This is a genomic window from Haemophilus sp. HMSC61B11 (genome assembly GCF_001838615.1).
Classification (GTDB): Bacteria; Pseudomonadota; Gammaproteobacteria; order Enterobacterales; family Pasteurellaceae; genus Haemophilus_D; species Haemophilus_D parainfluenzae_AD.
The window spans coordinates 22,923-48,907 of sequence record NZ_KV837971.1; the positions used below are offsets into that span (position 1 = coordinate 22,923).

Genomic DNA, 25,985 nt, shown 5'->3' on the forward strand with positions numbered 1-25,985 from the left:
TTTCTTCTGAGCAAAATAAGTTTGAAGTTGAGTTAAATAAACACGGTAATTTTCGACCGCACTTTTCACCACTTATCAAACAGATTCTTTAACATTTTGCTCTTCATCAAAATGATGGGAAATTAAAATGAACGTTAGAGGTTATAAACCGATAAATAAAAATACTGAAAAAATGACCACACCTATAAACCATAGTCAAAATTTCAGTATTTCCAAAGCTTATGTATCACCAAGATTAAACAGCTTTATCAAAATATAATGGCACATCACTTAATTTAGCCATATTCGTGATATAAGCTAAAACTGCTGGTGGGAATTCGATGTCTTTCACACAAGTCAGATTTCGTAATACAGGGAAAACGATAATATCTTCAAGAGAAAGTTGGCCGTTTAACGCATTTTCAGATTGAATCAATACGGTTAATTTCTCTAAATCTCCTTTTAAGCGAGCAAGATAGGTTTCGGTCTTCGCAATATTTTCTGCAAAATCACCAATAAATTCCGTTTTCTTTTTAGTGAAATAATCAACCGCACTTTGGGTTTCAAATTCTGCTAAACCGATTTGTGTAAAGCGTGCAGTCGTAAGATGACCATAATAACTGCCAACTTCTTTTAACCATGTTTCAATTTCAGGACGAACGTGTTCAGATAAAATTTTTTCACCAAAATATTCATCTACATAATGCACGATATCCAAACTTTCCGGCATCGCAGTTCCATCTTCTTTGACAAGAATCGGTACAACTTTTTTACCCACTAAACCAATCGGTGTTGCTTCATCATCATTTGCGAGCACCACAAGTTCTACCGGCAGATTTTTTAAACCGAAAATCATGCGGGCTCGCACACAAAACGGGCAATGATCATAAACATATAATTTCATTTTTTACTCCTCTTTTTCCTGTAATAACTTTCCTAATCCACTTTGTCTTTTTACCGTATTTCTGACCGCACTTTGCCAGATTTTTTGATTGGCAAATACGGAAAGTTGATTTTTCGCACGGGTAACACCGGTAAATACCAGCTCTCGTGAAAGCACTGGATTGGGTTCTGTTGGTAACACCATAACCGTATGATCAAATTCCGAACCTTGGGATTTATGAATCGTCATCATAAACGCAGGATCGTGAGCAGGAATACGACTGGTCGAAACTTCTCTATTGCCGAACCACACTTTGCCTTTAGCTAAACACAAGCCAATATCACCGTTATACAGTTTCACATTATGATCGTTTTCTGTAATCATAATTGGCTTACCGATATACCAATCACCTTCTTGGCGGAACCAAAGTAGTTTTTCTGCACGCAATGCCAAGGCAATTTCACGATTTAATTCTTCCACACCTAATGCTGAAGCGCGAAGTGCGGTCAAAAATCTCACCGAATTAAAACGGTCTAAAATCGCTTCTGCATAAGTTTTTTCATTACCCTTTTCATCTATAAATTTTGCATTGAGATCTTTCTTCTGAGCAAAATAAGTTTGAAGTTGCGTTAAATAAACACGGTAATTTTCAACCGCACTTTTCACCACTTGGCGAACAGATTCTTTAACATCTTGCTCTTCATCAAAATGGTGGAAATGCAACTCTTGTGGATATTCCGCAAAGGTTGCCACACTACCCTCACCTTTTCCTTGTTGAATTTGCGCTGCAAGTTGTTTAATGCCCGAATCATCTCGGAAACGACGACTAAAGGTTAAATGGCAAATGGTATCGCGCAACGGACTATGCTCCCCCCCAGTTGGAACAGTATAGCCTGTTGTTGCATAGATATAATCGGCTTGAGTAGGGCTATAATCTTGCGTTAAAAACTGTGCAATTTCACCTAATACTGCCCCCGCTTCAACAGAAGCCAATTGAGCTTGGTCACCCAATAAAATCAAACGCGTTTCGGGTTTCAACGCTTGCACAAGTTTCGCCATCATAGGCAAATCAATCATTGAGGTTTCATCCACTACTAGTACATCGATTTGCAGTGGATTATGTGCATGATATTTCACGCTATCGGTAAAAGGTCGAACGCCTAGTAAACGATGCAACGTTTCTGCTGTTTTAGGAATGGATGCGCGTAACTCATCTGAAATCGGCATTTGAGCCAAGGCGTTTTCGATGGATTCCGTTAAACGAGCCGTCGCTTTTCCCGTTGGCGCAACCAATTTAATATGAAGTTTGCCACCAAATAATTCCTGTAATACACATAACAAGCGAGTGACTGTCGTTGTTTTCCCTGTTCCAGGGCCACCTGTAATCACAGAAAATGGGCTTTTTACCGCCGTTGCGACTGCTACTTTTTGCCAATCAACTTGCGCTTGTTGTTGAGGAAAATAGCGATCTAATAATGCCCGAATTTGTTGCGGCTCTACCGATAAAGTGCGGTCATTTTTCAAGGCATTTTTAATATATTGCGCCACGCGGAATTCATCTTGCCAAGCTCGATAGAAATAAATCGCCCCAAATTGAAATGCGAGAGGGGCAACCTGATTTTCAGGATCTTGTGTAAAAGCGATATGCCCCGCTAAGGCTGATTGCCATTTTGATACAGGAAATGAACCAATCTTTTCATTGATAAGCGACAAAAAATCTGTTTCAGTATGACGATAAGCCAACCCGAATAAATTACGTTCTAAAAAGCGATCTAACACACAACAAGTATTGCCTTGCGTATAGCTCCAGTTGCAAAGTGCGGCTAATAAAATCGCTAAATTTTGGATGGGCTCGGCATAGCCTTTATCTTTTTGTTTATCCGCAATTAATTGAGCAAAATAATAATCGCCTTGAGTAATCACACCTTGTTCTTGCAATGATTTTAATAGGCTTAACATTAAAATAATTCCTCTAATTGTTGGATTAATTGCCAATCTGGTTTATCAAAAAAGATGCCCGATTGTGGCGAACCATTCATTCCTCGTAAAAATGCATAGACCACACCACCAAAATCTCGGTTGTAATCGTAGTGAGGCAAACGTGTTTTTAAATAACGGTGTAATGCCACCACATACAACAAATATTGCCAATCATAATGATGTTCTAATATGGCTTTTTTCAATGCAGCTTGATCGTAATCCTTTAATATTTCACCCAAGAAATTCGATTTGTAATCAAGCAAATAATATTTATCTTGATGACTAAAAACTAAGTCCATTGTACCTCGCACCATACCTTGAATATCATCAAACTGTAACGGTTCTGACGGCAAATGATGCCAAGTTGCTAACGCTCGATTAAAACCTACGACATCAAAATGGCTTGTGATATTGAGATAAAACGCCAACTCTTTTAAGCATTGTTTTTCGTTAATTTGTGCAAGGGTAAAATCATCGTTTGACAAAATTGGTGTACTGAGTATTTGTTCAAACCACTGTTGAACTGCTACAAACTGCTCTTCTACAAGATTCAAATCCTGACATAATTTTTCAATGTTTTCTTTCTCAGCCAGTTGAGCAAAAGGCACCTTTTCAAAATAACGATGTAACAACGTACCAATTTGTGTTCCCCGTGGGAAATCTAAAACCATTTCATCGTTATCATGCTCAAGTGCGGTCAGATTTTCAGTGATATTTTCTGTTGAAATAGATGCATCATAATCTTTCGCATCATCAAAAATGAGCGATTTTTTCACCGCACTTTCATTCAAATAAGCTTTGCGTTGATGTGTTTGTTCTATGCCACTAAAGCTCGTCACTCGCCAATCTTGTTCAATTTCACCTTGGAAAATTTCTGCACTTAAATTTTCTTGAGAAATATTTAAGGTAAGTGGTTCACTGGCTTGTAACACATCGGTTAATTCAATTGCTACATCATTTGGTAAAAGCTGCTTAAATTTTTCCAATAACGGTTGGGTATCCCAATTATTTGGCAAATCGAGTTTTCGACCAATTTCACCTTGTGTTAAAACATACAATAAAGCATTCCATTTTTTATCAAAGGCTTTCGGTAACACAAAGGCCATTTGATATTTTGCTCGGGTTAATGCCACATAAAGCAAGCGCAATTCTTCCGCAAAAACTTCTTGGGTTAGCTCATCCAAGTGTTGATCTTGCATATCCCACAAGGTTTTGTTTTGTTTCTTATCGTAATATAAATTAAATAGTTTCTTTTTAGTTGGGTCTTTTGCTGCATTTCCTAAAAATGGCAACCAAACTAAATCATATTCCAACCCTTTAGATTTATGGATAGTCACAATCTTCACTAATTGACGTTCGCTTTCTAAACGGATTTGTACTTCTTGACGACCATCATCTTGAATTTGCTTTTCAAACCAACGCAATAATGCCGCTTCACTTTCATTTAATGCCGCTGCTTGCTGTAAAATTTCGGCTAAGTGTAATAAATCTGTCAGTTTTCGTTCACCATCAGGCCGAGATAAGAGTTTTTCTGTGATATTTTCTGCTAAAAGTAAATGATGCAACATCGGCAATACGCCTTGGCGTTGCCAAATTTGTTGATACTCTGCAAATTTTTCAGCCCAACGTTGCCACTGAATTTCATCCTGGTGAATTTGGTGAATTTCAGCTGCATTTAAGCCGAAAAGTGCGGTCGCTATTGCATTCAAAATTGGGCGCTCAGTCACACTCAAACAGGCTTGCAAAATCAAGGCCAGTTCTTTTGCTGTGTTACTCTCAAAGACATTTCCTCTATCCGAAAGGTACACGGAAGCAATACCAAGCGCTTGCAATTCTTTTTTCACCAGCTCTGCTTCGATATAACCACGCACCAAAACAGCTATATTTTCTGCTCGCAATGTTTGATTTTCCGCTTTGCTTTCATTCGGAAAAACTACCGGGTTTTCTGCCGCACTTTTTAACCATTGCTGAATCGATGTCGCGCAAGCTTTCGCATAATCTTGCTGGGTGGATTTGTCTTTATCGTTAATGTAAAAACGAAAGGCTGGTTCAGGCTGATTATTTAACTGAAAAACAAGATTTTTCTTGGCTGCACCTACATTTAAAAATTCAATATTTTCATAAATAAAGGGATCATTTTTGAAATCAAATAATCGATTTACCCCTTCCACTAAAGGTTGAGAAGAACGATAGTTTGTGCCTAAGTTAAAACGTTCATTGGCTTCTTTTGCTGCTTTTAAATATGTAAAAATATCGGCGCCACGGAATCGATAAATCGCCTGTTTTGGGTCTCCGATCATCATAAAGCCAACATTACCAGACGCGGTTTCATTGTGATAAATTTTCGAGAAAATTTGATACTGTAACGCATCTGTATCTTGGAATTCGTCAATCATGGCAAAAGGATATTGAAAACGAATTAATTCCGCTAACTGTTCTCCGCCCTCACTATGTAATGCCTCTTTCAATAAGCGTAATAAATCATCAAAAGATTTTTCAGGATGATTCGCTTTGTATTCAAGAAGTTTCTTTTGAATACCTTGACGATAGTGGTAAAGAATGATTTTTTTAAATAAATTACTCGGTTGAAGTTGCTCAATTAAAGCTTCAATCTCTTCAAAAGTTGGATGTGTTATTCTCACACCTTTTTTCTTGAAAGGTGCGTTGACAGCGTTATCCAAAGCCGATTGTGTAAATTTTTTTACTAATGTTTCGTTTAAGGTGATATCTGCTCTATTTTTTGCCCATGAGGTGACTTCATCTACAAGTGATAAAATTGTTTTGCTTGAATGTGTTTTTCCATTTAAACAAGATTTCTCTTTTTTTACGACTTCTTCATCAAAAAGATCGCGAATTTCAACCGCACTTTCTAACCAAGCATCTTTAATCTTTTCAATAACTTCCGCATTTTCAGCGATATCTTTTTGCAAAAATTCTTTTAATGGCAGTTCTAACAGTTCTGGTTTATCAAGTTGCACAGAAAAATCATTTCCAATATTTGAGCCTAAATCATTCAATACATCTTCTGGCGACTTTAATTCTTTTGAGATAAATGCAGCCAAATGGAAAGGCAAATCATAAAAATGCTCTCGCCAAAATTCATTTGCAAATTGTTTGAGTAAATCAGACTGATCTTTGAGAAGTTTTAAATTGAAATGCACGCCTGAATTAAAAGCATGTTGCATCAGCATTCGGCGACAAAAACCGTGAATGGTATAAATGGAGGCTAAATCTAAATTTTGTTCGGCCAGCTTTAAGCGACGAAGTGCGGTCGGAATATCCTCTAAATAAGGCAACAATTCCGCTAAAAATTGATGTTCCCCAGTAAAAATCGCTTTATCTTGCTTTTCATAATATTCAGAAAAAATCGAAATTGCCGCCGTTAAACGTTCCCGAATTTTACGTTTTAAATCCTCCGTCGCCATTTCAGTAAAGGTTACCACCAAAATTTCGTCCACATTTAATGGACGAGAAAAACAATTTTCGCCTGCTTGTAAAAGTAAACGAAGATAGATAGAACCGATAGTATAGGTTTTCCCAGTACCTGCAGAGGCTTCAATTAAATTGACTTGATTTAAAGGTAACGAAATGGCATTAAGTGCGGTTGATTTTTGGCTCATTTTTTATTTTTCTGTAAACATTAGAGTGCCCCTATTTTAGGGATTTAACGGGGGGATTTCCATAAAAAATGCGGTGAAATTTCACCGCACTTTATTCTTTATCTTATTATTTTAGAACGTTAAAACTTTATCCGCCCATAATGTCCATTCAGAAACATCATCTAAAGTACCAAGGGTCACGCCGTCAATTAATTTAGCATCTAATAAACCACGTGCTTTTACACAGCTGGTACATAATTTAATTTCAGCACCTTGTGCCGCTAAAATATCGATAAGTTGTTGGATATTGAAACCTTCATTTGGGTTTTGCCCAGCAATACCGCATAAAATCGCATCAGAAAAGCAGAATAATTTAATATTTACATCCTTGCTGTGCTCTTCTTTCATATTGATGGCGAAACGAACAGCGTTGAAGGTTTTTTCTCCGCTATATGTGGAATCATTGACGATAAAAAGAATATTTTGCATGACGCACTCCTTGTTGCAATGCTATAAAACGAAGGCGTAATAAATTACGCCTTTATGAAATCAGCCAACCCAAACGAACTTGGCCACAAATAATAAAGACACCACCCACACAGGTGCATTTACTTCTTTAATTCTACCTGTAGAGGCCTTCATGACGCAATAGCTAATAAAACCAAATGCGATACCTTCAGTTATTGAATAGGTAAATGGCATCATGGCGGCGGTGATAAAAGCAGGCGTAGCTTCGGTTAAATCATCCCAGTGCACACGGATAAGACTGGATGCCATTAAAATCCCTACATAGACTAACGCCCCAGCTGTTGCATAAGCAGGCACCACACTCGCTAACGGTGAAAAGAAAATGGTAAGTAAGAATAAAATACCTACTGTCACTGCGGTTAAACCTGTTCTACCGCCGACTGAAACCCCTGCGCCACTTTCAATATAGGTACTGATAGCGGATGTTCCGATATAAGAACCTACTACAGCACTCACGCTGTCCACATAAAGAGCTTGTTTCATTTTCGGGAAACGACCTTTTTCATCGCTGAAACCTGCTTTATCGGTCACGCCTAATAAGGTGCCTGATGAGTCAAATAGGTTTACTAAAAGGAAAGAGAAAATAATGCCGAGCAATGCGGTATCTAAGGCTCGGACAATATCCACTTTACCCACAACTGAGCCTAAACTTGGTGGCATAGAAACAATACCATGGAAAGTGACTTGATCGTCAATTAATAAGGCTAAACCAGTCACTACCGCGATAGAAATTAATACACCTGAGAAAATATTACGTGCCGCTAGCACCACAATAATGAAAAAGCCTAACACACCAAGCAGAATTTTCGGATCATGTAAATTGCCTAATGCCACTAAGGTTGCAGGATTCGCTACAACCAATCCCATATTTTTAAAGCCAATTAACGCAATAAAAAAGCCGATACCTGCACCAATTCCCACTCGCAGTGAAAGCGGAATCGAAGCCATTAACCAATAACGGATTTGGAATAGGGTGAGAACAAATAAACCAATCGAGCCCCAGAAAATAGTGCCCATGCCCACTTCCCAAGAATAACCGAGCTTGCCAACGACTACATAAGCAAAGAATGCATTAAGTCCCATAGCAGGTGCAAGGGCGATAGGTAAATTACTGAATAATCCCATCGCAATGGTACCGAGCGCGGCAATTAAACAAGTAGTGACGAAAACAACTTGCTTATCCATTCCTGCATCACCTAATACGGATGGGTTCACAAACACGATATACACCATGGTAAAGAAGGTGGTGATACCAGCAATAATTTCGGTTTTAGTGGTACTGCCCTTTTCTTTAATCGAAAAAAGGCGTTCAAGTAAAGATTGTTGCATTGTCTTTCCCTTAACTTAAATTAATAACCTTGGTGATAAATCGACTCAAGTAATTTCACACCTAATAAGGCGATATTGAAACGTTGCTCATCGGCAACTGTCCAAAATTCAACGCCATTTTCAACCGCACTTTGTTGGCTGATATGCAATTTTACGCTTTCTTCACCGTTTTCGTTTTCACCATTAATTACTGGTGTAATCAGGCTATCGTGTAATTCAATCAACTCACTTTGTTGCGGTTGGAAATCAAATTCATAATCTGAAAGCGCGGTCACTTTTTGCGCCATTCCGTAGAAGACAGGCACTTGAATTTGATGGAAAATCACATTGTCTAACTGCGGGAAGATTTTTTGTAATTGCAGATTTAAATTAGCTGCTTGTTGTGGAAACACATCAAAGGCAAAACGGGTTTCGCCTTCTTCCAATGGCATAGCATTCAGTAAACGAGCGGTTTGACCCGCAAGTTTATTCACGGTTTCACCATCTGTATAAGAAGCGGGCAAAAGTGACGTTGCAAAAACTTGAGTTAAATTTGTTTGTTGAACGATTGGTAGTAAAGATAATGCTAATTGACTCACTTGCGGATCGGGTAAACTCACAATGTTACGTTGTCTTAATTCAGTCAGATTTTCTTCATTGATTGTAGGAACTACGACGGGTACATCAGACAATGCAGAGCAAATCCCTTTTAAATCAATCACCACACAGCCACTTTCTGCAGCCTGTGCTAATAAAGGCGCTTGGTCAATTTGGCCTGCGAAGAAAAGATAATTAACGCTATTCCACTCAATCTCATCAGTGGCTAATTGAGCAACGGCTTTATTGCGAAAACGCACCGATTGCTCTTCTTCAAAAGGATAAATTTCTACAATTGCAACCTTGCCTACACTTAGCTCACTTTGTTCAAGTGCTTCGGCAATTTTTTCACATAGATCAAATTCTGCTGCAATAGCAATATTTAGGCTTGCGTCCATTTTTCTCTCCGCTGTAAAATGTTCTGAACCGATTCATTCTACAGAAAAAAGACTCATAAATACATAAGGAAATCAGATGACACCAGCAATTGATTTACTAAAGAAAAATAAAATTCCTTTTACTCTCCATACTTACGATCATGACCCTAACAATACGCATTTTGGCGATGAAGCCGCTGAAAAACTTGGGCTTGATCCGCACCAATCCTTTAAAACACTTTTAGTCGCTGAAAATGGTGATCAGAAAAAATTAGCGTGTTTTGTGCTTTCCACGGCAAACATGTTAAGCTTGAAGAAAGCGGCAAAATCAATTGGTGTAAAAAAAGTTGAAATGGCCGATAAAGATGCAGCACAAAAAAGCACGGGATATTTAGTCGGTGGCATTAGTCCATTAGGTCAAAAGAAACATGTAAAAACAGTAATAAATTCGACCGCACTTCAGTTTGATACGATTTTTGTTTCTGGTGGAAAACGTGGATTAAGCGTCGAATTAGCCCCACAAGATTTGGCTAAATTACTGAATGCCGAATTTATCGATATCATTGACGAAGAATAGAAAAAAAAGCCCGAATGAATCGGGCTATTATTTTTATTATGATGTCGTGTTTATTTGAATTAGAAACTTGATGTATCTTGGAATAAGCCAACTTTTAAATCAGTTGCGGTGTAGATAACGCGACCATCGACTTCCACTTCACCATCAGCCATTCCCATCACTAATTTGCGATTAATCACACGTTTCATATTAATGCGATAAACCACTTTTTTCGCGGTTGGTAAGATTTGTCCAGTAAATTTCACTTCACCTACGCCTAATGCACGACCTTTACCTTTACCGCCAACCCAGCCAAGGAAGAAACCGACTAATTGCCACATCGCATCTAAGCCTAAGCAGCCTGGCATGACTGGGTCACCGATAAAGTGGCAACCGAAAAACGGTAAATCTGGATGAATATCTAATTCCGCTTCAATATACCCTTTACCAAATGCACCGCCGTCTTCGGTCATTTTTACAATGCGATCCATCATCAACATGGTTGGTGCTGGAAGTTGCGGGCCTTCTTTACCAAATAACTCACCACGACCAGAAGCTAATAAATCTTCATAGGTGTAGCTGCTTTTAATGTTTGGTGTACAGGTGTTTTCCATTTTTCATTTCCTTGTATATGTAGTTTTGCTTGGTTACAAACAATAGGTGCAGATTCTATGGGGATTTATAAGAAATGTAAACAGCGAACACTTGTTAGCTCAACTTGTCGGAGCAGTCAGTAAAATTAAGATAAAAGAAAAGCGAACTCAAGGTTCGCTTTAAAGAAATTAAGATTTAAAGAAATCTAACCAGTTTTTTTTCGGCGTTTCCGACCGGAAAGCAATTCGATTTTGAATTAAACGCGCAATAGGTTCTTTGCCCTTCGCATATTCTTCTTTCTCTTCCAATAAATCGCGGTCAAATAGAATTTTAGCTGTTTGATAAATATCTTCGACTTGATAGATAAAGAACTGCTCATTTTTCACCGCCTCAACCACTTCATCAGATAAACTTAATTGCTGAATAGTCGTCGCGGGAATAATCACCCCTTGTTTACCCGTTAAACCACGACGTTGGCAAATAGTGAAAAAGCCTTCAATTTTGTCATTCACTCCGCCTACTGCGTGCACCAAACCAAATTGGTCAATGGTACCCGTAATCGCAATATTTTGTGGCAATGGCAAATCAGATAACGCGCTGACTAATACGGAGAAAATAGCTAGAGACGCACTGTCACCATCAATTTCACCATAAGATTGTTCAAACACTAAGGAAGCAGAGAATGGTAACTGTGATGGCAACTCTAAGATACTGGCCAAGCACGCTTCTGAAATCATCATGCCTTTCCCGTGGAGGTTGCCGGCTAATTCGTTCTTACGCTCCACATCCACGACTTCACCATCACCAAACTGCACTAAGCAACTGATACGAGAAGGTTCACCGAAACAAACGGGGGTGCCTGGATATTCAATCACAGACAAGCCATTAATTTGCCCAACAATTTCACCGTTGGTTTCTACATAAATTTGTTCGTTGAGAATATCCGCATAAGTACGTTCACGTAAAAAACCGTGCTGTTCGTTCTTTTGTTTAAAAGCTTGCTCAAAATCAACCGCACTTAAGGTTTGTTTTTGTGACAACGTCGCGGCATTAAGCAACATTTCTGTTATTTTTAACGGTGAAATATTAATTAAAAAGCGATCTTCACTCTCACGCACCAATAACTGATAGAGTTTATTTAATGCGGTTAAATCTAAATCGAGCTCATATTTTGAGGCTAATGCTAACACATAATTGGCCCAATTTTCTTGTGCTTTAGGTTGCGAAACAGAATAATAGCTTTCAATTTCCGCGTAATCCGCCAAGCTGTAAAGATCTTCTTCTAACTCACCTAAGGTCGCAATTTCAGTGCGATTGCCTAAAATCACCACTTTTAAATTAAGTGGATAACTTGGAATATCACAAGGCAAGGTTTTAAATGGATGGGCTGAATACCAATTAAAAGTTTGCGTTTGCAAAATATGCTTTAAGCGTTGCCATAAATCAAACTGGCTTAGCATCGTTACTGCACTTAAAATCAAAACGCCCCCATTGGCTTGATGCACTAAGCCTGGTGTAAGCAAAATATCTTGCGAACTTGGATGAACACGTACACTACCAAAAAGGCTAAATTGATCGGCATGTAATGCCTTCAGCACATCACCTTGTGCGGCAAAATTATCAGATGGTGATCGAGCGGGCTCGGTATAAATACAAGGGAAAGAAAAAGAATCACCCTGCTCAACCACATAATTCACCCCAAAAACTGACCGCTCTTTTGGCTGTTCTTGGCGAATAAGTTCTGCTAATAAATCTGCATATTCTGCTTGATCATCGGCTTTTAAAACCAACAAAGAACGACGAGGTTGTTTTAAGAATAACGAAATCGCTTTTGTGGCATGCTTTTGTAATGACCAAAAATCAGCCTTTTCTGCTGAAAGTTCAGTAATCGATAATTCTGGTTGTAAGGCTTGCCAATTTAAGGCTTGTTCCGAAGATGTTGAAGTCACGGCATATCTCGCTTTAATTAAATTGGCGGTATTATCGCACACTTCACACTGAGTGAAAATCCGTTATAAAAATCTACTGGAAAAATTTATTTAAACAGCGTATATTTACGAGGTTACCACGTCACTAAAAAGTATAATAAAACGATGAAATACCAAAAATTAGAAAACCAAGAAGCAAACTGGAAATGGATTTATCTCATTCGCAAACATCGCGAAGGGGAAAAAATTACCCGTTATGAAGAAAAAAGCTTAGAAGAAAGCAAAGTTCAAGAATTAATAGAATGTCAGAATTATCCTGAAAAAATCGAGGTATGGATTAAAAATCACCTTTCTCTTGATTTACCTATTAAGCTTGATCAGGCTATTCGTGCAAGACGTAAACGCTTTTTTAATGCTGAAAAACAATCAACGAAGAAAAAATCTATTGATTTAGAATATGGTGTTTGGCTTCGTTTGTCTAAATATTCAAGAAAAATGAAAATGACACTTTCTGAAACCATCACTTATATGATTGATGAACGTGAAAGCAAAGCATTATATGAAAGCCAAATGACAGCAATGAAAGCTGGTTTGAAAAATTTGCTCAATAAATAAGATGAAAAAAAGCCAAGGCCGAAACCTTGGCTTTTGATTATGCTAAATAGAGAAGATTTTGAAACGTTTTAGCGTTTCGCCTATTCCGCAATCGGAATAATTTTTGTGGCGTGAGATCCTTTGTCGCCGTGAATCACTTCAAATTGTACACGTTGTCCTGCTTTCAATGAACGGTAACCATCCATTTCAATTGCTGAATAATGTGCAAAGATGTCTGTATCCACGCCTTCTGCAGAAATAAATCCAAATCCTTTTGCGTTATTAAACCACTTTACTACACCAATTTCCATAGTAGACCTCTATAGGCTTCGCCCTTAATACTTAAAAACAATAAGACTCATGCCTTATCACCTCAATTGGAAATATATTCAAACATTTTATTTTTTTATGCAACAAGGAAACTTTAAAAATGATACATTGATCACAAAAATTTTTATTTATTTACTGTCTGAAGCCTCTTTCTCACCTTTTTGATGAATTTCACGCAATGCTTTTGCCACAATTTGAATGGCTTCACCACTACTAATTCCTTGTGCCATTAATTCCTGAATTTGCTCTACTGCTTTTTGTTGCTGTTCGTGGGTTAAATTAATATCTAACATGATTTCTTCTCGTTCAATAGACCAATTAAATAATTCCATCACTTTCATCCATTGTTCATCTAAATTAGCTTTAATTTCTATTTTTTTTAAATCAACCGGATGCTCAAAAATAAGTATATCTGCGTGTAAAAATAAACGCTGACAGCCTGAATGTTCCGTCAATGCACGATTTTGATGTAAATCCCCATATTGTGTATCCCCTAAAATAGGATGAAAGATATGTTTCATGTGACGTCGTAACTGATGTTTTCTGCCTGTTTGGGGAATTAACTTAACTAAAGAGTATCTTGTTGTTTGATAACGTCCTACTGCATAAGGCATTTCCACAATGTTTAAGCCCTCATAATCCGTCACTGCCTCTTGAGGGGCTTTATCTTCCTGGGCAAACTTATCTGCAATCTTATCTAATTGGATTTTAAGAGGATAATCAATCTGCCCTTTTCCTTGCAAATACCCTCGCACAATCGCTAAATAAGATTTTTGCACCGTTTTCTGTTCAAATTGCTGACACATTAAATTCGCCATTTCACTATTTAAAGCAAACAGCAAAACACCTGATGTGGGGCGATCTAATCGATGAATCGGAAAAACATGTTGCCCGATTTGATCACGTAAGGTTTGCATCACAAACTGCGTTTCATGAGCATCTAGCCAACTACGATGTACCAACATACCCGCAGGTTTATTGACGGCGACAAGATATTCATCTTGATATAAAATTTCTAACATTTATTGATTTTGTAATAAGGCTTCTAATTCACGTAACGGTGTTAATAATTCAACTAAAAAATCTTCTTCTGCTTCTTTAAACGCTTCCTCTAAATAAGGAGACACCGCAATTTTTGAGGGTAACTCAGCGCCACTTTCAAGTAAGGCAAACATTCTTGGAATAAAAATCCATTGTAACCATTCTTCTGGTGACATGGTATCAATGGCAAAAGGCTCTTCACTTAAAAAAGCGTCTTGTGAGGGCGGAACCGCTTGCCATAAATCAAGTTTTTGCATGGCGAGTTGTAATTGTTGAAGATGAAGTTTTGTTTGATTACGCATAATTTTTCCTATTTATAAACAAGCGGCGTATTCTACGAGCATCAATTCACACTGTAAAGTGCGGTCAATTTTAGCGATGAATAATCGAAAAGTCAGAATAGCGTTTATCTTCAATATTATCGACTAAGACCTGTTCAACAGTTGCGGTTCTTGGCCCGACTTTTAACCAATCATAAAAGTATTGCAGTTGGTCATCGTTGCCTTCCGCAATGATTTCGACACTTCCGTCTGTACAATTTCTTACCGTGCCTTTAATACCAATTTTCTCTGCTTCTTTCCACGTAAAATAGCGAAACCCGACACCTTGAACTCGACCATATACGACAAATCGTTTTGCCATGATTTGCTCCTTTGTTACAAAAATTTTTTAAAAATTAACCGCACTTTCCTATTCCCATTTTTTTAAATTTAGCATAGCATTACAAGCATCTAATTTCATTCAAAAATAAAAGGAGTAATTATGAAATTATGTAAGTTTGCTTTAGGTGTTGTTGTCCTTGCAGTCAGTGCGAGTAGCTTAGCCGGCATGGTCACCACCTCATCAAACCTTGAGTTCCTTGCTATCAACGGCCAAAAAGCCAGCAAATCCCTTCTAAAAGAAAAAAAAATCATTCAATGCTGAAGCTGACCAAACACAACAGGTTGTGGTACGTTTAGGTGAGATCGTCGGTACAGGTTCTAGCCAAGGACTTTTTGAATCTAATCCTATTATTGTAACCTTCAAAGGTACGGCTGATGATGTTGTGGTATCTGCAGAAAAAATTCGTTCTCAAGAAGATGGCGAAAAATTTAATGCACAACCACAAATTACCGTTAAAACAAAATCAGGTAATGTGATTGATGCTAAAGTGGATACCTTAAAACAAGAAGGTTTATTCCCATCAGCGAATATTGTTAACGATCTTGCTGAGTATAATGCATCTAATGCACCAGCAGCGGTTTCAACTTTAGCTGCACCTGCAGTAGGTATGATGCCTGCAGCGTCATCAGAAAAAGCAGCGAAAGGCAAAGTCGTTGTACAAGGTGAAAATGTTGCTGAACAACAATTACAATACTGGTTCCAACAAGCCGATAAAGAAACCCAAACTCGTTTCTTAAACTGGGCGAAAAAACAAAAATAATCGTTTTTTAACCGCACTTTGATAAAGAAGTGAGCCTTCCCGCTCACTTTTTTATCATCCATTTTTTAGTCATTAAATAATAAGCAAGGATATCAACATGAATCAATGGCTTAATGCAAAAGTAATCGCTTCAATACCTATTTTTATTGCAGTGAATATCGCAGCGTTCGGCGTCTGGTTTTTTGATATTTCTACGCAATCCATGCCCTTAATTTTAGGGATTATTGCAGGCGGTTTAGTAGATTTAGATAATCGTCTTACCGGACGATTAAAAAATATTTTTTACACATTAATTGCCTTTGCCATTTCAACCTTTATCGTTCAACTCAATATTGGTAAACCTATTCAATACGTATTGTTGATGACCATCATCACCTTTTTATTTACGATGGTTGGTGCCGTGGGGGAACGTTATCGTACCATTGCGTTTGGTACGCTGGTGGTCGCCATTTATACCACCCTCACTTATATACCAGATAATTCTGCGAGCTGGTTTATCAATCCGGTGATGATTTTATTAGGCACTTTGCTCTACAGTGTAGTGACTATCATTGTTTATCTCTTTTTTCCAAACCGCCCAGTACAAGAAAGCGTGGCAAAAGCGTTTTGTGCCTTAGGCAATTATCTAGATGCAAAATCAGAATTTTTTGATCCTGATGAGATTGATGAAATTGAGAAAAAACACCTTAATTTTGCGATGAAAAACACCAATGTGGTGGAGGCTTTTAACCAAGCAAGAACAGCGCTTTTCTATCGCATTCGTGGACAACATCGCCATGCACGCACACAACGCATGATCCGTTATTATTTTGCAGCACAAGACATTCATGAACGTGCAAATTCAACACATTTTGATTATCGACAAATTGCGGAACAGCTCAAAAATACGGACTTAATTTTCCGCATTCAGCGTTTGCTCGAATTACAAGCACAAGCATGTCATGATATTACGGCTTGTCTGCGTCAAAATACGCCCTATCACTATAATATTCGCGTAGAAAAAGCATTGATGGGCACGATTCAATCCCTTGAGCTTTATAGCAAAGGACATACTAATCAAAACAATGTTTTGCTTGCCCTTCAAACACTTATTGATAATCTGCAAAGCATTAACTGGCAGTTACGTCAGCTTGAGCAAGAAACTACTGAAAATGAGCAAACTGGACAGATCCATACTGAACAAATTACAGGATTAAAAAATATTCTTTCTGTTATCGGAAGTAATTTTACCTTTGAGTCACCACTTTTCCGTCATGCTATACGTTTGTCTATCGTGGTATTTTTGTGTTGCGCTATTGTTGAATTTTTCCAATTTAATTTGGGTTACTGGATTTTGCTTACCGCGGTCTTTGTTTGTCAACCAAACTATTCCGCAACCAAAGTGCGGTTACGCCAGCGTATTATTGGTACGATTTTAGGGGTAATTATTGGCTCCTTATTGCCATATCTCAATCCAACATTAGAGATGAAACTTGGCTTAATGGTGGTGACCAGTACGTTCTTTTTCTTCTTCCGAAGTAATAATTACAGTTTCTCCACGTTCTTTATTACCTTGCAAGTATTGATCAGTTTCGATGTGATGGGATTTGACACACAATCAGCGCTCTTCCCTCGCCTCATTGATACCGTATTAGGTTCAGCCATTGCATGGTTTGCCGTTTCTTATTTATGGCCGGATTGGAAATATCTGCAACTCGATAAAGTGAGCCGTCAAGCGATTCAAAGTGATGCGCAATATTTCTTACACATTATTAGCCAACTGCAATTTGGTAAAAGCGATAATTTAAAATACCGCATTGCACGCCGTAATGCCCATCAATATGCGGCAGCATTAAGTACGACGCTTTCCAACATGAACAACGAACCGAAAAAATATCAAGCGTATTTGCAGGAAGGTTTTGACTTATTAAAAATGAATTATTCCCTATTGAGCTATATTTCTGCTTTAGGGGCATATCGCAATAAAATGGCGCAATTACAACAAACTACCGAGTTTTTATCAGACTTTTATCCTGTGGCGAAAAAGGTTTTATATGCACTGGAAAATATTGAAAAGCTTCGTCCAGAAATCTTTGAAAAGCTCCAAAATAGTATTGAACAGAGCTTAAAAAAAATTCAATGGGATGAAACACAAGCTAAAAACAATGCGGTCTTTGCGTTGCCATACCAACAACTTAACTTGATTTCTCAATTGCTACCTCAGTTATATCGCTATTTCCAACATAGTCAGAAAGAACTGATTGCAAAATAAAGGAAAAACTGACCGCACTACCCCGAATTTTTTATTGTTCTCAATGCAATAAACAGGGATAATACGCCTCTTATATAAAATATAATTTAGACGCAATGACACATTACATTCTACTCATTATCAGCACTGCATTAATTAATAACTTCGTTTTGGTCAAATTCTTAGGACTTTGTCCATTTATGGGTGTGTCCAAAAAAATTGAAACAGCAATTGGTATGGGGCTTGCTACGACGTTCGTATTAACCGTCGCATCATTGTGTTCTTATTTAGTCGATAATTATATTTTAATGCCACTAAATGCCACCTTCTTGCGCACATTAGTGTTCATTTTAGTGATTGCCGTCGTGGTTCAATTTACCGAAATGGTAATCAATAAAACGAGTCCATCACTTTATCGCTTATTAGGGATTTTCTTACCACTGATTACCACAAACTGTGCCGTACTCGGCGTGGCATTATTAAACGTCAATTTGGCACACAATTTAACCGAATCCGTCATTTATGGTTTTGGCGCCTCTTTAGGTTTTGCGCTGGTTTTAGTTTTATTTGCCGCGTTGCGTGAACGCCTTGTTGCTGCAGATGTCCCTATTACGTTTCGTGGCTCGTCTATCGCATTAATTACGGCCGGTTTGATGTCTCTCGCCTTTATGGGCTTCGCCGGATTAGTAAAATGATTTATCTCTTGATGTTTATTACTGTAACAGTGATTTTTCTCGGATTATTTTGGAATAACACTAAAAAATAATGTTTATCTTAATTTCAGTAACCGTTCTCGCTTTAATTTTTGGCGCGATTTTAGGCTTTGCTTCGATTAAATTAAAAGTCGAAGCTGATCCTATCGTCGAAAAAATTGATGCTATCTTACCGCAAAGCCAATGTGGGCAATGCGGCTATCCTGGCTGTAAGCCTTATGCTGAAGCAATTGCTAATGGTGACGTTATCACAAAATGCGTGCCAGGTGGTCGTCCGACGGTAGTAAAAATTGCCGAAATCATGGGCGTTGATGTCCCAGCAATGGATGATGTCGCTGAACCTGAAGAAATGGTTGCTTTTATTGATGAAAATATGTGTATTGGCTGTACCAAATGTATTCAAGCCTGCCCTGTTGATGCCATTATTGGTACAAACAAAGCCATGCATACTATTATTCCCGATCTCTGTACAGGCTGTGAACTTTGCGTCGCACCTTGTCCAACAGATTGTATTTCCATGATTAAAGTGAAAAAAGATATTGATAATTGGAACTGGAAGTTTGATCCTAAATTAGTCATTCCGGTTGTAAACACCACAGAAATCGAGAAAAAATTAGTGGTTGGGGAGTCGGAATAATATGGCTGATGTATTAACAAGATTTAACTCCGGCAAAATTTGGGATTTTAAAGGTGGTATTCATCCTCCTGGAATGAAATCTCAATCAAACCAATCCCCTATTCAGCAATCTGAACTTGCTCATGATTTTTACGTGCCAATTAAACAACATGCCGGCACAGCGGGAAATGTATTAGTTAAAGAAGGCGATTATGTGCTTAAAGGTCAACCTTTAACACAAGGTGATGGTTTAAGAACCTTGCCTGTTCACGCGCCAACTTCTGGTACCGTAAAGTTTATCGGAAAACATGTTGCGCCCCATCCTTCGGGTTTAACCGAGGATATGATTCATATTCAAGCGGATGGCTTGGATAAATGGCGTGAGCAATTTCCACTTGAAGAATTTTTCACACAACCTGTCGAACAACTCATTGATCGTATTTATCAAGCAGGGGTTGCCGGCTTAGGTGGTGCGGTATTCCCTACTGCAGCCAAAATCCAATCAGCTGAAAAGAAAGTTAAACTTTTAATTATTAACGGTGCGGAATGCGAACCTTATATTACCTGTGATGATCGCTTAATGCGTGATTACACGGATGAAATGATCGAAGGGATTCGCATTTTACGTTATATCTTACGTCCTGAAAAAGTGGTGATTGCGGTTGAAGACAATAAACCTGAAGCAATTCAGGCTATTCAACAATCACTACATGGTGCAAATGACATTGAATTGCGCGTTATTCCGACTAAATATCCATCTGGTGCTGCCAAACAACTGATTTATTTGCTTACCGGCATGGAAGTGCCAAGTGGCGGACGTTCTTACGATATTGGCGTATTAATGCATAATGTCGGTACAGCTTTTGCGGTGAAAAGAGCGGTTATTAATGATGAGCCTTTAATTGAGCGTGTCGTTACGCTGACTGGTGATAAAATTTCAGAGAAAGGCAACTACTGGGTTCGCTTAGGTACACCAGTTGACCATTTATTGGCGCAAGTTGGCTATCAATATGATGAGCGCTTCCCTGTTTTTGCAGGCGGACCAATGATGGGATTACAACTTTCTGATCTCAACGCACCCGTCACAAAATTAATAAACTGTTTATTAGCACCCGATCATTTTGAATATGGTGAACCTGAACCGGAGCAATCTTGTATCCGCTGCTCTGCTTGTTCTGATGCTTGCCCAGTCAATTTAATGCCACAGCAACTTTATTGGTATGCTCGCAGTGAAGATCACCAAAAATCAGAAGAATATTGCTTAAAAGATTGTATTGAATGTGGTGTGTGTGCCTATGTTTGCCCAAGCCACATTCCGCTTATCCAATATTTCCGTCAAGAAAAAGTGCTAATTTGGGAAATTAAAGAAAAAGCGAAAAAAGCCGAAGAGGCTAAAATCCGTTTTGAAGCCAAACAAGCTCGTATGGAGCGTGAAGAACAAGAGCGTAAAGCTCGTTCACAACGTGCGGCAGAAGCTCGTCGAGAAGAACTTGCAAAACAAAAAGGTGAAGACCCCGTTAAAGCCGCGTTAGAACGCTTGAAAGCAAAACAAGCGGGTTCAGCAGCAAATAAAGAAACGAAAACTATCGTATCTGAGAAAGGGGAAATCTTACCGGACAACCATGAACTCATGGAGCAACGTAAAGCCCGCCGTCTTGCTAGACAACAAGCACAAGCAGATACAAGCACTGCGTCGGATGCAACACTGTCACAAACTGATGAAAAAGATGCGAAGAAAGCAGCTGTAGCTGCAGCCATAGCAAGAGCCAAAGCTAAGAAAGCTGCCGCTCAAGGTGAAGCTGTTACGACAAATACAACTGAAAATGCAGTCGAAAAAATAGATGAAAACTCAACCGCACTTGACCTGAAAAAAGCCGCAGTAGCTGCAGCCATTGCAAGAGCTAAAGCAAAGAAAGCCGCCGCTCAAGGTGAAACAGTTGCAACAAATGAAATTGAAAGTACGGTTGAAAAAATAGATGAAAATCCAACCGCACTAGATCCTAAAAAAGCCGCTGTAGCTGCCGCTATTGCGAGAGCAAAAGCTAAGAAAGCTGCTGCTCAAGGTGAAACGGTTACGACAAATGTAACTGAAAGTGCAGTCGAAAAAACAGATGAAAACCCAACCGCACTTGATCCAAAAAAAGCTGCTATCGCAGCAGCCATAGCAAGAGCTAAAGCAAAAAAAGCGGCTGCTGAAGCTGTCAAAGAAACTGAATAACGCAGGAAAAGATTATGTTTAAGAAAATGGTGAGTTCGCCTCATACTCATTCAGGCAAATTAACCGCCCGTATTATGTTATGGGTGATTGCAGCCATGCTGCCTGCTCTGCTCACACAGATTTATTATTTTGGAATGGGTGTTTTGGTGCAATCCGCTTTGGCTATTTCTTTCGCATTATTGCTTGAGTTTATTGTGACCAAATTGCGCAATAAGCCCAACCTAGTCTATATTTCAGATTTTAGCGTGGTGCTTACCGCCTTAATTTTAGCGATGGCGATTCCGCCTTATGCACCTTATTGGGTGATTTTAATCGGTACGCTTTCCGCTGTTATTCTAGGTAAACATGTTTATGGTGGCTTGGGACAAAACCCATTTAATCCAGCTATGGTGGGTTATGTGGTGCTATTGATTTCTTTCCCACTACAAATGACAAGTTGGATGCCACCTATTTCATTATTGAATGAACCCCCAACATTTGCGGACTCTCTTTCTTTAATTTTCACTGGCTTAACCACTGACGGTTTTAGCTTAAGTCAACTCGTCCATTCCATTGATGGAATTACACAAGCGACACCATTAGACAGTGCAAAAATCTTCTATAACTTACATCAAGGCGATGAAAGCGTATTTCATGATTTTGTAAAATTACCGATTTTATTACAAAACGGGACTGACTTTGCTGAAGGTTGGTGGCAAGTCAATCTGGCATTCATGCTTGGTGGAATTATATTAATCTTAAAGAAAAAAATTCACTGGCAAATTCCTGTTTCAATGCTCGTGACCTTTGTGACCTTAGCAACAATCACTGCGATGTCAGGCCATCATCATTTAAGTATGATTAGCCAACTCTTTAGCGGCGCGATGATGTTTGGCGCGTTCTTTATTGCGACTGACCCTGTCACAGCGTCTATTACACCTCGCGGCAAGCTTGTATTTGGTTCCTTGGTCGGATTATTGGTTTACCTCATTCGTTACTTTGGAAACTACCCTGACGGCGTGGCATTTGCGATTTTATTAAGTAATATTTGTGTGCCACTTATCGACTACTACACTCGTCCTCGCGTAGCGGGGCACTTTGCAAAAGGGAGAAAATAATGGGTATTTTTAAAGTCACCTCCCGTTTTGGTTTGTTATTAGGTTTTATTGCGCTTGTATGTACCGCTGTTTCTGCTGGCATTTATATGCTGACAAAAGATAAAATTGATGAAGCCATGGCTGAACAACAAAAAGCGTTATTACTCCAAGTCATTCCTCAAGATTATTTTAATAATAACTTGCTTGAAAGCGTAGAAACGCCCGAGCAAGATAAACTCAAAGGCATTCAAAAACTCTATTTTGCTATTAAAGATCATGTACCAACTGCCTATGCTTATGAAACAACGGCACCTGATGGTTATTCAGGGAATATCCGTTTATTGGTGGGTATTACACCAAAAGGTGAAGTTTTAGGTGTGCGTGTCATCGAACATCATGAAACCCCTGGATTAGGCGATAAAATCGAACTTCGCATTTCTGACTGGATTTTAAGTTTTACAAACCAAGTTATCGTACCTGAAAGCCTAAAAGATTGGGCGGTCAAAAAAGATGGCGGTAAATTCGACCAATTTTCTGGCGCAACGATTACGCCGCGCGCGATTGTGAATCAAGTAAAACGCTCTGCTCTCGTGATACTTGAAAATGAGGCATTACTCAACGAGATGGCAAAAAAATACGCGCAATAGGATATTTATTATGACTGATTTAACCGAAAAAACGACCGCACTTGATGAGCAAAGTGCGGTTGAAAATTCAGAAGAAATAACGCAAACGCCTTCTGTTTGGAAAGAAATCTTTATTCAAGGCGTATGGAAAAACAACTCTACCCTCGTGCAATTATTGGGGCTTTGTCCGCTGTTGGCTGTTTCAAGTACTGCAACAAATGCATTAGGTTTAGGTTTGGCGACTATGTTGGTTTTAACCTGTACAAACACCGTTGTATCGCTCTTTCGTAAGCAAATCCCTCATGAAATCCGTATTCCGATTTATGTGATGATTATTGCCACCACCGTAACCGTGGTGCAATTATTGATGAATGCTTATACCTATACACTCTATCAAGCACTTGGGATTTTTATTCCTTTAATCGTGACTAACTGTATCGTCATCGGTCGAGCCGAGGCCTTTGCATCTAAAAATAGCATTGCACATGCTGCCTGGGATGGTTTTTCGATGGGATTAGGCATGGCATTAAGTATCACCGTATTAGGTGCGCTACGTGAAATCTTAGGCCAAGGTACCCTTTTTGAAGGCATTGAAAACCTATTCGGTCAAGGGGCAAAATTCCTGACATTACATATTTATCACGCTGACAGCAGCTTTTTACTCTTTATTCTTCCGCCAGGTGCGTTTATTGGATTAGGCATCCTACTGGCGATTAAAAACCGAATTGATATGAAAAAATGAACCAAGCTAAACGAATTGAAATTCTCACTCGACTTCGGGAGCAAAACCCGCATCCCACCACGGAATTAGAGTATAATTCGCCTTTCGAATTACTCATTGCTGTGATTTTGTCAGCCCAAGCCACCGATAAAGGCGTGAATAAAGCGACAGCAAAATTATTCCCTGTGGCAAATACCCCACAAGCTATTTTAGATCTCGGCTTAGAGGATTTAAAAGAATATATTAAAACCATCGGGCTTTATAACAGTAAAGCAGAAAACATCATTAAAACCTGCCGTGATTTAGTTGAAAAGCACAACGGTGAAGTACCCGAAAATCGAGAAGCGTTAGAAGCCCTTGCGGGGGTCGGCAGAAAAACGGCAAATGTCGTGTTAAATACCGCTTTCGGTCATCCAACTATTGCAGTGGATACGCATATTTTTCGCGTATGCAACCGCACAAACTTTGCCCCTGGCAAAGATGTGGTAAAAGTGGAAGAAAAACTGCTCAAAGTTGTGCCAAAAGAATTTAAAGTGGATGTACATCACTGGCTTATTTTACATGGGCGCTATACTTGTACCGCGCGGAAACCTCGCTGTGGGGCTTGCATTATTGAAGATCTCTGCGAATACAAAGAAAAAACAGAATATTAAACGAATAAAAGCAAACGGAATATATTATGACTACAAACACTCAATCTCGCCAAACGTGGTCTAGCCGACTAACTTATGTGCTCACCGTTGCGGGCGCGACAGTTGGCTTTGGAGCCACTTGGCGCTTTCCTTATTTAGTGGGTGAAAATGGCGGCGGTGCCTACGTACTCCTTTTTTGTATCGCGATGATTGTCATTGGTATCCCAATGATTTTAGTGGAAAACGTTATTGGTCGCCGTTTGCGTGTGAATTCCATTGATGCCTTTGGCGACAAAATCCAGGATAAAGGTAAAAACATCTCCAAATATTGGAAGATTCTTGGTTACATGGGGCTTCTTGGCGCATTTGGTATCATGGCTTATTACATGGTATTAGGTGGTTGGGTGATGTCTTATATCATTAGTCTGATGAATAACACCCTTGATATTAGCGCCCCAATTACAAAAGAAGTGGCCAAAGATTTCTACGATTTACACATCAGCAACAGCCCATGGGAAATCATGCTTTACACCTTCTTGTTCGTGGCGGTGAATTACATTATTTTGGCAAAAGGTATCATCGGCGGGATTGAACGTTCCGTAAAATACTTAATGCCATTGCTCTTTATTTTCCTAATTGGCATGGTAATTCGTAATCTTACCTTACCGGGTGCAATGGAAGGTGTGACTTTCTACTTAAAACCAGATTTCAGCAAAATCACACCTAAATTATTCATTTTCGTATTAGGTCAAGTGTTCTTCGCATTAAGCCTTGGCTTCGGTGTATTAATTACCCTCTCCAGCTATTTAAATAAGGAAGAAAACCTTATTCATACAGCCGTTATTACAGGTTTTACCAATACCATTATTGCTGTGTTATGTGGTTTTATGATCTTCCCGTCATTATTCACATTCGGCATTGAACCTAACGCAGGACCAACCTTGGTTTTCCAAAGTTTACCAATTGTATTCTCACACTTATGGGCAGGTAAATTCTTTGCTATCGTCTTCTTCGGCTTATTGCTTATTGCGGCATTAACTACATCAATTACCATTTATGAAGTCATCATCACCGCATTACAAGAAAAACTCAGAATGCGCCGTGGTAAAGCGATTTTTGTTACCTTGATGGGGATTTTCTTATTAGGTAATATACCCTCTATTCTAGGTGATAACCTTTGGAAAGATTTCACTATCTTCGGTAAAAGCATTTTCGATGCCTTCGATTTCGTCAGCGGCAATATTCTCTTTATGTTGACCGCACTTGGTTGTGCTATTTTCGTTGGTTTTGTGTTAAAAGACGATGCGAAAAAAGAACTATCACCGACACCAAATTCGCTCTTCACCACAATTTGGTTTAACTATGTCAAATTTGTGGTACCTGTAATTATTTTGGTAATTTTTATCAGTAATATTTAATAAAAAACCGAGCTATTT

General features: G+C 38.8%; 23 protein-coding genes and 2 pseudogenes. 12 read left to right on the plus strand and 13 right to left on the minus strand.

Annotated elements, in window-relative coordinates:
- Positions 1–235 precede the first annotated feature (235 nt).
- From grxB to HMPREF3263_RS04335, 6 genes are all read right to left on the minus strand, one after another.
- Positions 236–883, minus strand: a complete 648-nt coding sequence (gene grxB / locus HMPREF3263_RS04310) for a glutaredoxin 2 (RefSeq protein WP_005696068.1) — start codon at positions 881–883, stop codon at positions 236–238.
- A 3-nt stretch (positions 884–886) separates the two neighbouring features.
- Positions 887–2,821 carry an exodeoxyribonuclease V subunit alpha gene (gene recD, locus HMPREF3263_RS04315; RefSeq protein ID WP_005699063.1) on the minus strand — a complete coding sequence of 645 codons (1,935 nt, stop codon included), beginning with the start codon at positions 2,819–2,821 and terminating at the stop codon, positions 887–889.
- Positions 2,821–6,462: an exodeoxyribonuclease V subunit beta gene (gene recB / locus HMPREF3263_RS04320; protein WP_005699043.1), complete on the minus strand. Its 3,642-nt coding sequence runs from the start codon at positions 6,460–6,462 to the stop codon at positions 2,821–2,823. The genes recD and recB overlap by 1 nt, the downstream gene beginning before the upstream one ends.
- Before the next feature lie 111 nt (positions 6,463–6,573).
- On the minus strand, positions 6,574–6,930 hold the full coding sequence (locus HMPREF3263_RS04325) for a DsrE/DsrF/TusD sulfur relay family protein (protein WP_005696059.1): 357 nt from the start codon (positions 6,928–6,930) through the stop codon (positions 6,574–6,576).
- 60 nt (positions 6,931–6,990) lie between these two features.
- Positions 6,991–8,298, minus strand: a complete 1,308-nt coding sequence (locus tag HMPREF3263_RS04330; protein WP_005698971.1) for an NCS2 family permease — start codon at positions 8,296–8,298, stop codon at positions 6,991–6,993.
- A 20-nt stretch (positions 8,299–8,318) separates the two neighbouring features.
- A complete protein-coding gene (locus tag HMPREF3263_RS04335; protein WP_005699012.1) occupies positions 8,319–9,272 on the minus strand; it encodes an oxidoreductase in 954 nt (317 codons plus the stop codon).
- A gap of 76 nt (positions 9,273–9,348) precedes the next feature.
- Between HMPREF3263_RS04335 and ybaK the strand changes: the two genes are divergently transcribed.
- Positions 9,349–9,828, plus strand: a complete 480-nt coding sequence (gene ybaK, locus HMPREF3263_RS04340) for a Cys-tRNA(Pro) deacylase (protein ID WP_005698995.1) — start codon at positions 9,349–9,351, stop codon at positions 9,826–9,828.
- A gap of 59 nt (positions 9,829–9,887) precedes the next feature.
- Here ybaK and fabA read toward each other — a convergent pair whose 3' ends face one another.
- A complete protein-coding gene (gene fabA / locus HMPREF3263_RS04345; RefSeq protein WP_005698958.1) occupies positions 9,888–10,421 on the minus strand; it encodes a bifunctional 3-hydroxydecanoyl-ACP dehydratase/trans-2-decenoyl-ACP isomerase in 534 nt (177 codons plus the stop codon).
- 168 nt (positions 10,422–10,589) lie between these two features.
- Complete coding sequence (locus tag HMPREF3263_RS04350) at positions 10,590–12,392, minus strand: AAA family ATPase (RefSeq protein WP_005698950.1); 1,803 nt, start codon at positions 12,390–12,392, stop codon at positions 10,590–10,592.
- Positions 12,393–12,494: 102 nt separating this feature from the next.
- Between HMPREF3263_RS04350 and matP the strand changes: the two genes are divergently transcribed.
- On the plus strand, positions 12,495–12,944 hold the full coding sequence (gene matP, locus HMPREF3263_RS04355) for a macrodomain Ter protein MatP (protein WP_005699031.1): 450 nt from the start codon (positions 12,495–12,497) through the stop codon (positions 12,942–12,944).
- An 80-nt stretch (positions 12,945–13,024) separates the two neighbouring features.
- Here matP and cspD read toward each other — a convergent pair whose 3' ends face one another.
- From cspD to HMPREF3263_RS04375, 5 genes and pseudogenes are all read right to left on the minus strand, one after another.
- Positions 13,025–13,234, minus strand: coding sequence for a cold shock domain-containing protein CspD (cspD, locus tag HMPREF3263_RS04360; RefSeq protein WP_005696050.1), 210 nt, complete (start codon positions 13,232–13,234; stop codon positions 13,025–13,027).
- 147 nt (positions 13,235–13,381) lie between these two features.
- Positions 13,382–13,546, minus strand: a complete 165-nt coding sequence (locus tag HMPREF3263_RS10850; protein ID WP_065243253.1) for a YoaH family protein — start codon at positions 13,544–13,546, stop codon at positions 13,382–13,384.
- A 9-nt stretch (positions 13,547–13,555) separates the two neighbouring features.
- Positions 13,556–14,275: pseudogene (truC, locus tag HMPREF3263_RS10855) on the minus strand (tRNA pseudouridine(65) synthase TruC); the annotation flags it as partial.
- Positions 14,276–14,596, minus strand: a complete 321-nt coding sequence (locus HMPREF3263_RS10860) for a YqcC family protein (protein WP_005696046.1) — start codon at positions 14,594–14,596, stop codon at positions 14,276–14,278. It lies immediately after the preceding pseudogene.
- A 70-nt stretch (positions 14,597–14,666) separates the two neighbouring features.
- Positions 14,667–14,936 (minus strand): acylphosphatase, encoded by a 270-nt coding sequence (locus HMPREF3263_RS04375; protein WP_005698994.1) that lies wholly within the window; start codon positions 14,934–14,936, stop codon positions 14,667–14,669.
- Positions 14,937–15,056: 120 nt separating this feature from the next.
- On the opposite strand from HMPREF3263_RS04375, the pseudogene HMPREF3263_RS04380 reads away from it, so the two are divergent.
- The 10 genes and pseudogenes from HMPREF3263_RS04380 to HMPREF3263_RS04425 all read left to right on the plus strand — a co-directional run bounded on the left by HMPREF3263_RS04380 (position 15,057) and on the right by HMPREF3263_RS04425 (position 25,967).
- Positions 15,057–15,717, plus strand: a pseudogene (locus tag HMPREF3263_RS04380) (DUF2057 domain-containing protein).
- A gap of 97 nt (positions 15,718–15,814) precedes the next feature.
- Complete coding sequence (gene yccS / locus HMPREF3263_RS04385) at positions 15,815–17,968, plus strand: YccS family putative transporter (RefSeq protein WP_005699018.1); 2,154 nt, start codon at positions 15,815–15,817, stop codon at positions 17,966–17,968.
- A 95-nt stretch (positions 17,969–18,063) separates the two neighbouring features.
- Complete coding sequence (rsxA, locus tag HMPREF3263_RS04390; protein WP_032804147.1) at positions 18,064–18,642, plus strand: electron transport complex subunit RsxA; 579 nt, start codon at positions 18,064–18,066, stop codon at positions 18,640–18,642.
- A gap of 70 nt (positions 18,643–18,712) precedes the next feature.
- The gene (gene rsxB, locus HMPREF3263_RS04395) at positions 18,713–19,297 is read left to right on the plus strand and encodes an electron transport complex subunit RsxB (protein WP_049365523.1); all 585 of its coding nucleotides are present in this window, start codon (positions 18,713–18,715) and stop codon (positions 19,295–19,297) included.
- Position 19,298: 1 nt separating this feature from the next.
- Entirely contained in the window at positions 19,299–21,494 is a 2,196-nt protein-coding gene (gene rsxC, locus HMPREF3263_RS04400) for an electron transport complex subunit RsxC (protein ID WP_070853015.1), read from the plus strand.
- Between the two features lie 14 nt (positions 21,495–21,508).
- Complete coding sequence (gene rsxD, locus HMPREF3263_RS04405; protein ID WP_070853016.1) at positions 21,509–22,591, plus strand: electron transport complex subunit RsxD; 1,083 nt, start codon at positions 21,509–21,511, stop codon at positions 22,589–22,591.
- On the plus strand, positions 22,591–23,217 hold the full coding sequence (gene rsxG / locus HMPREF3263_RS04410; protein ID WP_070853017.1) for an electron transport complex subunit RsxG: 627 nt from the start codon (positions 22,591–22,593) through the stop codon (positions 23,215–23,217). The genes rsxD and rsxG overlap by 1 nt, the downstream gene beginning before the upstream one ends.
- 10 nt (positions 23,218–23,227) lie before the next feature.
- The gene (locus HMPREF3263_RS04415; RefSeq protein ID WP_070853018.1) at positions 23,228–23,938 is read left to right on the plus strand and encodes an electron transport complex subunit E; all 711 of its coding nucleotides are present in this window, start codon (positions 23,228–23,230) and stop codon (positions 23,936–23,938) included.
- Positions 23,935–24,570 (plus strand): endonuclease III, encoded by a 636-nt coding sequence (nth, locus tag HMPREF3263_RS04420; protein WP_070853019.1) that lies wholly within the window; start codon positions 23,935–23,937, stop codon positions 24,568–24,570. Before HMPREF3263_RS04415 ends, nth begins: the two co-directional genes overlap by 4 nt.
- A gap of 26 nt (positions 24,571–24,596) precedes the next feature.
- Entirely contained in the window at positions 24,597–25,967 is a 1,371-nt protein-coding gene (locus tag HMPREF3263_RS04425) for a sodium-dependent transporter (RefSeq protein ID WP_070853020.1), read from the plus strand.
- Positions 25,968–25,985: the final 18 nt, after the last annotated feature.